This is a genomic window from Mycobacterium sp. M23085 (assembly GCF_045343915.1).
Lineage (GTDB): Bacteria > Actinomycetota > Actinomycetes > Mycobacteriales > Mycobacteriaceae > Mycobacterium.
Genome location: NZ_CP174280.1, coordinates 3,511,488 through 3,523,443 on the forward strand (window position 1 = coordinate 3,511,488; position 11,956 = coordinate 3,523,443).

Consider the following 11,956-nt stretch of genomic DNA (forward strand, 5'->3'; position numbering starts at 1 on the left):
GTGAACGCAGCCCCCTCTGAACCGTCTCGCCGCGTGTGGCAGGCGATGCTCACCTGGCGCGCACAGGATGCTCCTCGAATGGAATCGGTACGAGTCCAGGTGTCCGGCAACAGGATCAAGGCCAATGGCCGCATCATTGCCGCCGCCACCGACTCCCACCCGGCGTTCGGCGCTTACTACGACCTGCTGACTGATGAGGCCGGTGCCACCAAGCGGCTCGGGATGACCGTGACTCTGGCCGAGCGCGAGCGCGTCTTCTCCTTCGCCCGCGACGAAGAGAACATGTGGCTGGTCACCGACCATCAGGGCGAACGCCGCGCGGCCTACAACGGTGCTCTCGACGTCGACGTGGAGTTCAGCCCGTTCTTCAACGCGCTGCCTATCCGACGGCTCGGGTTGCACCAGCGAGCGGCCTCGGTCACGCTGCCCGTGGTCTATGTGAACGTGCCCGAGATGTCCATCACCGCGGACACCGTGAGCTACAGCAGCACCGGTAGCCCCGACGAGATCAAGTTGCGCTCGCCGATCGCCGACACCACCGTGAGCGTCGACGATGAAGGATTCATCGTCGACTATCCAGGCTTGGCAGAGCGGATCTGATCACCCCGCCGGCGCGGCCCGCGGCGGCCAACTCCTGACGCCAGTTCTCCGCGCCGACGATGACGTGGAAGATGTCGGAGCGCGGGAAGCTGTCGTAACGCGTCCGCGCGGCATGGCCGGCCTCGGTGAGCTCGGCGACCGAATTATGGGCAGCCAGTGATTCGCGGGCGCGGGTCAGCAACTCGATGACGCGGTCGGCCGTCGGCACCAGTTGGTCGGAGTTGCTTTCGCACATCGCCCGGACCAGGTCCGGCGCGGTGGCCGCCACCCGGGTCCCGTCCCGGAAGGAGCCGGCGGCCAGCGCAAAGGCCAGCGGGACGTCGCCGGCGACGACGGCCAGCGCCTCGGCGAGCAGGTGCGGCAGATGCGAGATGGCCGCCGCCGCGGCGTCGTGTTCGTCGGAGCGGGCCGGCACCACCACCGCGCCGCAGTCCAGCGCCAAGGTCACCACCGTCGACCAGACCGCCGGGTCGACGTGATCGTCGACGCAAACCACCCACGGGGCCCCGGCGAACAACCCGGCATACCCGGCGGTCCAACCCGAATGGGCGGTGCCCGCCATCGGGTGGCCCCCGACGAAGCGTTCCCGCAGACCGGCCGCGACGACCTGGTCGAGCACCGCCTGTTTGACGCTGGTGACGTCGGTCAGCGGACACGCCGGGGCGGCGCCTTTGATGTGGGCGAGCATGCCCGCCATCGCCGGCATCGGCACGGCCAGCACGATCAAGGCCCTGGAGTCGGCGGCTCGCGACAAAGTCGCGGTCAGATCGGTGCTGGCGTCAAAGCCGTCGGCGGTCGCGGCCTGCGCGCCCTCTACCGAGCGGTTATAGCCGAACACCTCACGGCCGGCTTCCGTGGCGGCCCGCATGATCGAGCCACCGATCAGACCCAGCCCGAGCACGCAGACCGGTGTCTTGGTTCGAGTGCTCGCCACTTTTCAAGGTTGGCACATCCGGTCGGCTACGGCGGCGTCAGATCTGGTGGTGGCGGGAGCCATCTGGTCAGCGGCCTGGTCGGGGACTACCGTAAGCGGCCATGGGAGCACAACGGGCCTCTGCCCAAGGCCTGTCCGCGGACACGCCGGACGGGTTCGGCGTCGCGGTGGTGCGTGAAGAGGGGCAGTGGCGCTGTGCTCCGATGGCCCGTAAGTCGCTGCTGAGCCTGGCGGCCGCCGAGACGGAGCTGCGTGAATTGCGCAGTTCCGGGGCGGTTTTCGGGCTGCTGGATGTGGACGACGAATTCTTCGTCATCGTGCGGCCGGCGCCGTCGGGAACCCGGTTGTTGCTTTCGGACGCCACCGCCGCGCTGGACTACGACATCGCGGCGGAAGTGCTCGACAAGCTGGACGCCGACATCGATCCCGAAGACCTCGAGGACTCGGATCCCTTCGAGGAGGGCGACTTGGGCCTGCTGTCCGACATCGGGCTGCCCGAGGCGGTGCTCGGGGTGATCGTCGACGAGACCGATCTGTACGCCGACGAGCAGCTGGGCCGCATCGCCCGCGAGATGGGCTTCGCCGATCAGCTGTCGGCGGTGATCGACCGCCTCGGTCGGTGATCGCTGACGAAGACCTGATTCGGTCCGCGCTGTCGGCTGCCGCGACGGCGGGTCCTCGTGACGTGCCCATCGGTGCGGTGGTGATCAGCGCCGACGGGATCGAACTGGCCCGCGCGGTCAATGCCCGCGAGGCCCTGGGTGACCCGACGGCCCACGCCGAGATCTTGGCGCTGCGCGCGGCGGCCGGGGTACTCGGTGACGGGTGGCGGCTGCAGGGCGCCACGCTGGCGGTCACCGTCGAACCGTGCACCATGTGCGCGGGCGCGCTGGTGCTGTCGCGCATCGGTCGCTTGGTGTTCGGGGCCTGGGAGCCCAAGACGGGAGCGGTCGGATCGTTGTGGGATGTGGTTCGCGATCGGCGGCTCAATCACCGCCCTGAAGTGCGCGGTGGTGTGCTGGCGCAGGAGTGTGCCGCGCCACTGGAGGCCTTCTTCGCCCGCCAGCGATTGGGGTGACGGGCCCTCGGTTGGGTAAGCTGCTCGGCGGTGGCGTGTCCGAGCGGCCTAAGGAGCACGCCTCGAAAGCGTGTGACGGCTAAAACCGTCCGAGGGTTCAAATCCCTCCGCCACCGCCAAAACCTAGCTGCGCCATCACCCGCCCGGGCCGATTGGCGCCCGATGCTTGCGACCCACTAATTTTCCTGAGGTGAACTTTTCAGCTGCTGGTGTAGCCGCGCGGTGGATCGTCCCCTTCGTCACGGCTGCGGCCTTGGCCGGCCTGGGTCTGGTTGTCGACCCGATGCAGGTCCATTCCGCCCCGACGATGCGCTTGGTCGCCGACGGCGACCCGTTGGCCGGGGCGCCGTTCTATGTCAACCCGACGTCGGCCGCCATGCGCGCCGCGCAGAGCGCCGATCCACCCAGTCCCGAGCTGACCACCATCGCCAACACGCCGCAGGCGTACTGGATCGTCCCGGGCGGTTCGGCGGGCACGGTCGGAAAGTACGTCGGTGACGCGAACGCCGCCGGCGCCATCCCGGTCCTGGCGGTCTACGGCATCCCGCACCGCGACTGCGGCAGCTTCGCCGCGGGTGGCATGGCGTCGGCCGACGACTACCGGGGGTGGATCAACGGCATTGCGTCCGGTGTGGGCGCCTCGCGGGTGGCCATCATCGTCGAACCAGATGCGCTCGCCATGGCCGACTGCCTGTCGGGTGATGCGCGCCAGGAACGCTTCGACCTGGTTCGTTACGCCGTCGACACGTTCACCCGAGATCCGAACGCGGCCGTATACATCGATGCCGGTCACCTGCGCTGGCATAGCCCCGAGGACATGGCCGCCAGGCTCAACCAGGCCGGCGTCGGCCACGCCCGCGGCTTCAGCGTCAACACCGCGAACTTCTTCACCACCGAGGACGAAATCGGCTACGGCGAGGCCATTTCGGGGCTCACGAATGGTTCGCATTACGTGATCGACACGTCGCGCAACGGTGCCGGGCCGGCACCCGACTCCGAGCTCAACTGGTGCAATCCGAGCGGCCGGGCCCTGGGTACCCCGCCGACCGCGGCTACCGCGGGCGCGCACGCCGACGCCTACCTGTGGATCAAACGTCCCGGTGAGTCCGATGGAACATGCGGCAAAGGTGATCCGCCGGCGGGCAACTTCGTGAATCAGTACGCCATCGATCTGGTCCATAACGTCGGGCACTGATAGGCGCTCGCGCCTGAGTCCGCGAACGGGTTCTGGATTTCTCGCCCCTTGATGGTCGCAGGCCGGTAACATTTCGTTACCAAAAACAGATAAACCGAGCATGCGGGCACGAGGCAACATGACGAGGAAACTTCAGTTCTTCGCGGTCTTCTCGATCTGCACGGTGCTCATCACCGGTTCCAGCGCAGTCGCCGGTTTGGTCGCGCGCGCAGACGATGCGGCGACGGCGCTGTACAACGGCATCAACCGGCTTCGCCCGGGATGCGGGCCGATCAGCGACGACCCGCGCCTGACGGAAGCGGCGCAGCAGCACGCCGACGACATGCTGCGCAACGGGCTGAGCGGACACATCGGTTCGGATGGCTCGTCACCGCAGGCGCGAATCACCGCTGCGGGCTACAGAACCAGGTACTCCGGTGAGATCGTCTTCTGGGGCACCGGATCCGCTGCGACTCCCAAGGAAGCGCTCGACATGTGGATGCAGAGTCCGCCACACCGAGACATCATTTTGAACTGTGCATATAACGCGGGCGGCTTTGCCACCGCCTGGGACGGCAACAAGATGACCGCAGTCGGCGACTTCGCGGCGTCGTAAAGTCACTGCGGTACAGGCTGTTTTAGTGCCACGGCCGTGCGGGTCTTCTCAGGTCTGGCTACCGGCCAGCTTTCGCACCGTCAGCGCTTCGATGTCTTGGAACGGCCGTCCCTCGGGCCTGATCAGGTCATGGAACCACACCTTCGGGACCGAGGTGTAGGGGTGATCCCATGAGTCCCAAGGGAAATAGGTCTGGGTCTTGCCGGCGACCAGGCCCCAGTTGATCGCGCCGACGTTGTGGCGCTTGGCGACCGGCAGGATCGATTCAACGGTGCTGCCCTGGGGTCGCGCCATGTATTCCGTGCACAGGATGGGACGGCCCAGCGGGGTGAGCTCGTTGATCCGGTTCTCGAACCCGGCCGGCCCGGCGTAGGAGTGGAAGGTGATCACGTCGGCGTTGGCCAACTGAATGTCGCTTATCGCGCTGCGCCCCTGTGGCTGACCCCAATCCCCGCGCCACACACCGCTTGTCAGCGGCTGGCTGGGATCCACCGCCCGCGCCCAGCGAAAGACCTGGGGGAGCAGGTTGGTGACCAGTTGCTCCTTATCGCTTCGTTCGGTATTGCGGTATTGGCGCGCGGGATTGTCGGGCTCGTTCCACAGGTCCCAGCCCAAAACCCGGTTGTCGTTGCGAAATTGAGTCATCACCGCGGTGACGTAGTCGCGCATGACCGGGATGTACTTCGGGTCGCCGAGGCGCTCGGCGCCCGGGCTCTGCGCCCACCCCGAATTGTGCACGCCGGGTCTGGGCGCGCGCTGGCGTCCCGCTCGGGGCTGCGGATCCCAGCAGGAGTCAAAGAACACGAACAGTGGTTTGATGCGGTGGCGCGCCGCGATGTCGACGAATTGCCCAAGGCGCGTTTGGAAGCCGCGCTGATCGGCCGCCCAGAGCTGATCATGCAGGAACACCCGGGCGGTGTTGTGGCCGTAGAACTGCGCCCAGCCGAGCTCGGTGTCGATGCGCCGCGGGTCGAAGGTATCGGGCTGAAACATCTCGAGCTGGTTGATGGCGTTGGCCGGAATGTAGTTTGCTCCAACGAGCCAGCCCTGCGCTTGGTACCAACGGTTGGCGCGCTCGGGTGACCACCGGCCCGTTTCCTCCGCGGAGGCCCGGGGCATCCGGGCAACTGCGGCGCCCGCCGCCAGTAGCAGAGGGAGTTTCAGGGCCGTGCGTCGTTCCACGATGTGACGATAAGTTTTCGGGGCGATTTCCCCGGGATTTACTCAGCGCGTCGCGGCAGGTTCGTCAGCACCGTCATCGAGCGGCGACTTTCCGCCGTGATCGTGACCAATCCGTAACCACCGGCACCGGCGCGCCCCAGGCCGTTGCGCACCTGCCCAGGTTAAAATCTCGCGCCAAGGAGACGCCAAACATGTTGCCGGACAATCCAAAACGTTGTCCAGTCTCAAGCATCTAACGCAACTTGCGACCGTGGTTGTCTTTGACGCTGCCGGTGAAGATCAAGATCGCGTCGACGATGGCCCAGACGATGCTGCCGAGTAGGACCGGGAAACCCAGAAAACAGAACAGGCTGAACAAGACTCCGAACAGGCCGAGGCACAGCTGCGCCACCGCGATCTGAGTCGAGTCGATATAAAAGCGGCCGATGCCGAACACGCCGAGGAACAGCTGAAGCAAGCCGGCCGTGGTAGCAGACTTGTCCGACAGCGGCAGCCCACTAACCGGATCCCGGCCGAAGGGCGCCTGCGGGTCAACATAGCCGGCGTATCCCGGATACCCCGGATAGCCGGAGTGGCCGGGGTAAGCCTGTGGGGGCGGGTACCCCGGCGGTGGCGGCGGGGCGTACGGATTCGGCTGTGATCCGTAACCGGGCGGCGGCTGCCACCCCCAGGGCGGCTCATCGGGACGATTCTCGGGTGGGTTGGGCGGTGTCGACATCGATTCGAGTTAACACGTCCGCCGTCCGGGCGTCCACACCGGCGGCCGCCGGCACCAGCGTCGGAAAAACCTGACAGCGCAGTATGTGCGATTACTTATAACTTCGCCCCGAAGAGCGCAATACTGAGCGGGTGCCCGATCGAAATGTGTTAGGCGGTCCGCTGGAAGCGTGCGGCACAGACCCGCTGACCGGTTTCTACCGCGACGGTTGTTGCTCGACCGGCCCTCAGGACCTTGGCACACGATCTGCGCGGTGATGACCGCGGAGTTCTTGGAGCACCAGCGTTCCATCGGCAATGACCTGTTGACGCCGGTGCCCGAGTACCGGTTTCCCGGCCTGCTCCCGGGTGACCGCTGGTGCGTGACGGCGCTGAACTGGCTGCGCGCTCACCACGACGGGTGCGCCGCGCCGGTGGTGTTGGCTGCTACTCACGAGCGCACGCTCGAAGTGGTGCCACTGGAGGCGCTGCAAGAACACCAGGTGGACGTTCCGGACGATCTGGCCAACCTTTAGCGTCGGGCTCCGCCGGTGAGGTGGATGACCGATGTATCTCCACCGCGGCTAGCGTCTGTGTCATATTTCTCACCTGACGCGTCGAAGAGGGGTTCGGAGTGGGGTCTGCGGTTGACGACATCGACTTCGACGACTTGACCGCGCCGCAGCTGACCGACGTGCAGCGGCAGATTTTCGAATTCACCGAAGCCAGGCCCGTGAGCCTCGACATCGACCGGATGCTCGCGGAGGCCGTAGAGCAGACCGGCCTGGTAGCCGGGTCCGTTCACCTCGACGACAGCGACGGCTTCGGCGAACGCCTGCGCGCGCACGTCGCGGCGATCGAGGGCGACGAAGGCCTGCGCCAGCTCACCCGTGGCTCGCTGCGCCAACGAATTGTGCGCCTGCTACGCAACCGGTTGTCGCTTACCGAGCTCATCCGGCGGTATCCCGAGATCGAGTCCATCCCCATTGAGAGGCCATTCATCGTCGTCGGGATGCCGCGCTCCGGCACCACGCATCTGGTCAATCTCATTGCCTCCGACCCGCGCCGGCGCGCGTTGCCGTATTGGGAGAGCCAGGATCCCATCCCCGCGCTCGGGCAGGGCCCCGACATCTTCGGCGTCGATCCCCGGTACGCGCGCGCCAAATCGGAACACGATGCGCTCATGGCGAGCGCGCCCGTGGTGGCCGCCATGCACGACCGGTTCCCCGAGGCGATCGAGGAGGAAGTGGAGCTCCTCGACCTCGATCTGGCCTCGTACGTGCTGGAATGGCATGCGCGCGTGCCCGACTGGCGGGACTACTACCTGGGTCTCGATCAAGCCCGGCATTACGCCTACATGAAGAAAGTGCTGCAGGCGTTGACCTTTCTGCGCGGGCCGCGGACGTGGGTGCTCAAGAGTCCGCAGCACTGCGAACAGCTGGGCCCGCTGATCGCGACCTTCCCCGATGCCACGGTGGCTTTCACCCACCGAGATCCCGTCGCGGTGATCCAATCCGCGATCACCATGATGGCGTACTCGGATCGGTTGCGCCGTCGCAGCATTGACCCCCAATGGCTGCTGGAGTATTGGAGCGACCGCGTGCACCGGCTGCTCAGCGCATGTGTACGCGACCGCGAGCTGGTGGCGTCCGAACGCGGCATCGACATCAACTTTCATCAGCTCAACGGCAATGAAATGCCGGTGCTTGAACGGCTTTACCGATGCGCCGGCGTCGACTTACCGCCCAAGGTGCAGCAACGCTTCCAGCACTACCTGGATGGTAATCCGCGGGGCAAACACGGCCGGATCCGTTATGAACTGGAGCGGCACTTCGGCGCCTCCGCCGAGGACCTGCGCAGCCGTTTCGGCTTCTATTTCGACAAGTTCGACGTCCGTCCCGAATGAAGGAGTCACCTGCGATGTCCGAACCTGTCTACCGGACCAGGCCGGGTGCCGACGCGATGCGCCCGGCTTCGGCCGAGAAGGCCGAAGAGATCGCCACCGGACTGTGGTGCTCGCCCGGCTTGTCCAACTCGTATCTACTCACCACGACCGAGGGACGGGTGATCGTCAACACCGGCATGGGCTTCGAGGGGCCCGTGCATCGCGCCAACTTCGACGCCGTGGACTCGTCACCGGTGCGCTACGTCATCTTCACGCAGGGACACGTGGACCATGTCGGCGGCTTGGACAGCGTACGAGATCCCGAGACGGTCGTTGTCGCGCAGGCGAATTGGAAGTCCTGGCGAGACGACAACGACCGGCTGATCCCGTACCGGGCCAACCGCAGCGCCTTCGCCTTCAAAGACACCCTGGCCAACGGCATCCAGGCCATCCAGCGGCGCCTGGGAACCACCCGACTGGCCGGCCAGAGCGACGTCGACGTCGACATCGACTTCGAGGACACCCTCTGCTTGGAGGTCGGTGGCCGGCGCATGGAGTTGATTGCCGTGCCCGGCGGCGAGACCACCGACTCATTGGTGATCTGGCTGCCTGAAGAACGAATCTGTCTGTGCGGGAATACCTTCGGGCCGCTATTCGGACATGTTCCCAATCTCGTCACCATGCGCGGAGACAGGTATCGGGATGCGTTGACGGCCGTCGCGTCGGTGGAGCGGGTCCGCGGCCTGCAAGCCGACCTGCTGGTGACCGGACACTTCGAGCCGGTCAAGGGTGCCGATCGCATCAATGCGGAGTTGACCCGGTTGCGCGACGCCATCCAGCACATTCACGATCAGACCGTCGCCGGCATGAACGCCGGCAAAGACGTCCGCACCTTGATGCGGGAGATCACCCTGCCCGCGGAATGTGAAGTGGGCCAGGGCTATGGCAAAGTCGACTGGGATGTGCGGGCCGTCTGGGAGAACTACTCGGGCTGGTTCCACCACGAATCGACCACCGAGCTATACCCGGTCGGATTCGACTCCGTCGCCGCCGACGTGGTCGAGCTGGCCGGTGCCGATGCGTTGGTGGAGCGGGCCCGGGCGCATCTGGCGGCCGATCGTGCGCTGCAGGCCATCCACCTCGCCGAGCTTGTCCCGGCGGATCATCCGGGGGCTCGCGACGTGCTGCGGGAAGCCCATGAAAAGCTGCTGGCCAGCAGCACGAATTTCTGGGAAAGTGCTTGGCTCCGCAACCAGATAGCGAGGAACGCATGACGGCATGCGCACTACGGCCCGAGGACTTCTATCACACCGGGATCATCGTGCCCGACCTCGATGCGGCGATGGGGCGGCTGACCGCGCTGGCCGGCTATCGCTGGATCACCCCGGTGAGCTACACCCTGCCGTTCCGCACGACGAGCGGAACCCGCGAGGTGACTTCGACTTTCGTCTATTCGCTGCAGGCGCCGCACGTCGAGCTGATCAGGGAGGTACCGGGGACGGCCTGGACGGCGGCACCCGGCAACGCGGTTCACCACCTCGGTTACTGGACGGACGATCTTGCCGAGAGCGCGAAGATATTGGAAGACAACGGCTTCACCTTTGAGGCGACGGCGGACACCGCTGGACCAGCTTCGGAGCCGGATCTGGCACTGTTCGCCTACTACGTCGATGCCGTGGGAACCCGCATCGAGATCGTCGACCGTGCACTGTTCCCGGACTTTCCGGCGTTCCTGCAGGCGGCGGCAGGACCGGACGCGTCGTGAGGCGGGACGACCAATGCTCTTGACGGTGCTGCGCTTCAACTTCGCTTCGCCACAAGGGGATCCACGTACGCAAAGCAAGCTCCTGTCCGCGGCGCTCGAGCTCGGGCAGTGGGGCGAGGCCCATGGCATCACCTCCATCAGCGTCGACGAGCATCACGCGACCGGGCACGGTTGGAGCTGCAACCCGATCATGGCCGCGGCGATGTTCTTGGCCCGGACCTCGACACTGATCGCGAGCGTCGATTGCGCGCTGGGACCGCTGTGGAACCCGGTGCGGCTTGCCGAAGACATCGCGCTCGTCGACAACATGAGCCGCGGGCGCCTGCACACCACGGTCGGTCTGGGCTATCGAGCCGTCGAATACGACGCTCTAGGAGCCGATTTCGGAAGGCGCGGTGTGCTGATGGACGCCCTGCTCGAGCGGATGCTGGCCGTCTGGTCCGGTGGCGACCGCGAAAACGGAATCTGCACCGGCACCTGGACAAGGCCGCATCCGCCGCTGTACGTCGGCGGTGGCGCTCGCGCCACGGCGCGCCGCGCAGCCCGGTTCCGGCTGCCCCTCAGCCTGGCCGATTACCTGCCCGACATTGCCGATTACTACCGCGAGCTGTGCGCCGAGGCCGGCACGTCACCGTTCATCCTCATGCCGGGCCCGGTCAATCGCGGGATGATCTACCTGCACGAGGATCCGGACCGGGCATGGGCCGAACTGGGCGACCACATCCTCTGGGAGGCAGTCACTTACGGCCGGTGGTCGACCGACCAGCGCTCGCTGATGCACCTGCCCGGTGTCCAGACGGTGGACGAGGTCAGGGCATCGGGACGATATCGTTTCCTCACTCCCGGTCAGCTGATCGCGGAGGTGCGCGACGCGGACAATTTCGGCCCGCTCGTCATGCACCCGCTGGTCGGCGGCATGCCGGTCGACGAAGCGTGGAAGTCGGTCCAGTTGCTCACCGAGAAGGTCCTGCCCGCCCTCACCTGATCGCACCTAATTCAGAACTCCCGATTACGGGCCCGCATCGCGGGTATTTCAGCCGCAGCCAAGCGCAGAGGCGAAAGGGAGATCCGATGAACTCTGGGGCGAAGAAGACGATGGCGATAGCCGGTGGCACCGCCATGTTGGCGCTCGCGATCGGTTGGGGTGCGGGCACGACTGCTTCGGCCACCGCTCCCGAGGCCCCGGCGACGCCAACGTCGGTCAACCCGACTCCGTCACCCGCGCACCCCGCACCCCAGGTGCCGTACGGCGGCACCGGCGAAAGCCTCCCAGCCGGGGGTGGCGCCGGTGGCGGGGCTGGCGGCGGTGGCGGGGCCGGCGGCGGCGGGGGAGCCGGCGGCGGTGGTTGATCGGACCTGGCAACGGCGCTAACCGACGCCGCGTTGCTCCAGCCATTCTGCCAGCGAGCGTCCGGCGTCCAGCACATGGCGCTCGGCGATGGTGCGTGCCCGCTCGGCGTCTTTGTCACCCAGAGCGTCCAACAACTCCTGGTGTTCGTCGAGTGAGTGCTTCTCGTGCTCGGGGAACAAGGTGAGGAAGTTACTCGGCACCACTCGGGCGGCCTGCTTGATCTGATTCATCAGCCGCGGCGAGTGTGCAGCACGGTGGATCATCTGGTGGAAATGCCAGTTGGCCTGCCCGATGCTGTCGTCGCCGGACCGCGCGACGACATCGGCCGCGAGTCCGCGCAGCGTTTCGAGCTCTGGCGCCTCGATGCGCGCGGCGGCCCAGGCCGCGGCCTGGCCGGTCAACACACCAAGAATGGTGAAGCTGTCCAGGACGTCATCCGGGGTGATGCCCAGCACCGTCACACCGCTGCGCGGGGCGACCTGGACCAGTCCTTCGAATGACAGCTCCAGCAGCGCCTCGCGCACCGGCGTGCGGCTGGTCGCGAATTCCTCGGTGATGGCGTCGAGATCGATCCGCGATCCGGCGGGCAGCGCGCCGGTGAGTATGCGGTCGCGCAGTTCGCGGGCGGCGCGCTCGCGAACGGTTCCGGAAATGTCGATGCCCGCCACCGGCGCA

At 66.4% G+C, this 11,956-nt stretch carries 14 protein-coding genes, 1 tRNA gene and 1 pseudogene; 12 read left to right on the forward strand and 4 right to left on the reverse strand.

Features of this window, described 5'->3' with window-relative positions; genetic code table 11:
• Positions 1 to 600: a putative glycolipid-binding domain-containing protein gene (locus tag ACIUM1_RS16260; protein WP_406813678.1), complete on the forward strand. Its 600-nt coding sequence runs from the start codon at positions 1 to 3 to the stop codon at positions 598 to 600.
• On the opposite strand, the gene ACIUM1_RS16265 is transcribed toward ACIUM1_RS16260, so the two are convergent.
• Positions 563 to 1,468: a prephenate dehydrogenase gene (locus ACIUM1_RS16265; protein ID WP_406817706.1), complete on the reverse strand. Its 906-nt coding sequence runs from the start codon at positions 1,466 to 1,468 to the stop codon at positions 563 to 565. The genes ACIUM1_RS16260 and ACIUM1_RS16265 overlap by 38 nt on opposite strands.
• Before the next feature lie 167 nt (positions 1,469 to 1,635).
• Between ACIUM1_RS16265 and ACIUM1_RS16270 the strand changes: the two genes are divergently transcribed.
• From ACIUM1_RS16270 to ACIUM1_RS16290, 5 genes are all read left to right on the forward strand, one after another.
• Positions 1,636 to 2,157: a tRNA adenosine deaminase-associated protein gene (locus ACIUM1_RS16270; RefSeq protein ID WP_406813679.1), complete on the forward strand. Its 522-nt coding sequence runs from the start codon at positions 1,636 to 1,638 to the stop codon at positions 2,155 to 2,157.
• Positions 2,154 to 2,612, forward strand: coding sequence for a nucleoside deaminase (locus ACIUM1_RS16275; protein ID WP_406813680.1), 459 nt, complete (start codon positions 2,154 to 2,156; stop codon positions 2,610 to 2,612). The genes ACIUM1_RS16270 and ACIUM1_RS16275 overlap by 4 nt, the downstream gene beginning before the upstream one ends.
• Before the next feature lie 29 nt (positions 2,613 to 2,641).
• Positions 2,642 to 2,731, forward strand: a tRNA-Ser gene (locus ACIUM1_RS16280).
• 71 nt (positions 2,732 to 2,802) lie between these two features.
• On the forward strand, positions 2,803 to 3,807 hold the full coding sequence (locus tag ACIUM1_RS16285) for a glycoside hydrolase family 6 protein (protein ID WP_406813681.1): 1,005 nt from the start codon (positions 2,803 to 2,805) through the stop codon (positions 3,805 to 3,807).
• A gap of 118 nt (positions 3,808 to 3,925) precedes the next feature.
• A complete protein-coding gene (locus ACIUM1_RS16290) occupies positions 3,926 to 4,402 on the forward strand; it encodes a CAP domain-containing protein (protein WP_406813682.1) in 477 nt (158 codons plus the stop codon).
• A gap of 48 nt (positions 4,403 to 4,450) precedes the next feature.
• Here ACIUM1_RS16290 and ACIUM1_RS16295 read toward each other — a convergent pair whose 3' ends face one another.
• Positions 4,451 to 5,584 carry a cellulase family glycosylhydrolase gene (locus ACIUM1_RS16295; protein WP_406813683.1) on the reverse strand — a complete coding sequence of 378 codons (1,134 nt, stop codon included), beginning with the start codon at positions 5,582 to 5,584 and terminating at the stop codon, positions 4,451 to 4,453.
• 232 nt (positions 5,585 to 5,816) lie between these two features.
• Positions 5,817 to 6,302, reverse strand: a complete 486-nt coding sequence (locus ACIUM1_RS16300) for a TM2 domain-containing protein (protein WP_406813684.1) — start codon at positions 6,300 to 6,302, stop codon at positions 5,817 to 5,819.
• 131 nt (positions 6,303 to 6,433) lie between these two features.
• Between ACIUM1_RS16300 and ACIUM1_RS16305 the strand changes: the two are divergent.
• The 6 genes and pseudogenes from ACIUM1_RS16305 (at position 6,434) to ACIUM1_RS16330 (ending at position 11,280) form a co-directional block, all read left to right on the forward strand.
• A pseudogene (locus ACIUM1_RS16305) lies at positions 6,434 to 6,816 on the forward strand (DUF2237 family protein).
• Between the two features lie 98 nt (positions 6,817 to 6,914).
• Entirely contained in the window at positions 6,915 to 8,186 is a 1,272-nt protein-coding gene (locus ACIUM1_RS16310; RefSeq protein ID WP_406813685.1) for a sulfotransferase family protein, read from the forward strand.
• Between the two features lie 14 nt (positions 8,187 to 8,200).
• Positions 8,201 to 9,439, forward strand: coding sequence for an MBL fold metallo-hydrolase (locus ACIUM1_RS16315; RefSeq protein WP_406813686.1), 1,239 nt, complete (start codon positions 8,201 to 8,203; stop codon positions 9,437 to 9,439).
• Positions 9,436 to 9,930: a VOC family protein gene (locus tag ACIUM1_RS16320; RefSeq protein WP_406813687.1), complete on the forward strand. Its 495-nt coding sequence runs from the start codon at positions 9,436 to 9,438 to the stop codon at positions 9,928 to 9,930. The genes ACIUM1_RS16315 and ACIUM1_RS16320 overlap by 4 nt, the downstream gene beginning before the upstream one ends.
• Before the next feature lie 13 nt (positions 9,931 to 9,943).
• Positions 9,944 to 10,915, forward strand: a complete 972-nt coding sequence (locus ACIUM1_RS16325; RefSeq protein ID WP_406813688.1) for an LLM class flavin-dependent oxidoreductase — start codon at positions 9,944 to 9,946, stop codon at positions 10,913 to 10,915.
• Positions 10,916 to 11,001: 86 nt separating this feature from the next.
• Positions 11,002 to 11,280 carry a hypothetical protein gene (locus ACIUM1_RS16330; RefSeq protein WP_406813689.1) on the forward strand — a complete coding sequence of 93 codons (279 nt, stop codon included), beginning with the start codon at positions 11,002 to 11,004 and terminating at the stop codon, positions 11,278 to 11,280.
• Between the two features lie 18 nt (positions 11,281 to 11,298).
• Here the strand turns inward: ACIUM1_RS16330 and ACIUM1_RS16335 are convergent, their stop codons facing one another.
• Entirely contained in the window at positions 11,299 to 11,949 is a 651-nt protein-coding gene (locus ACIUM1_RS16335; RefSeq protein ID WP_406813690.1) for a GntR family transcriptional regulator, read from the reverse strand.
• Positions 11,950 to 11,956: the final 7 nt, after the last annotated feature.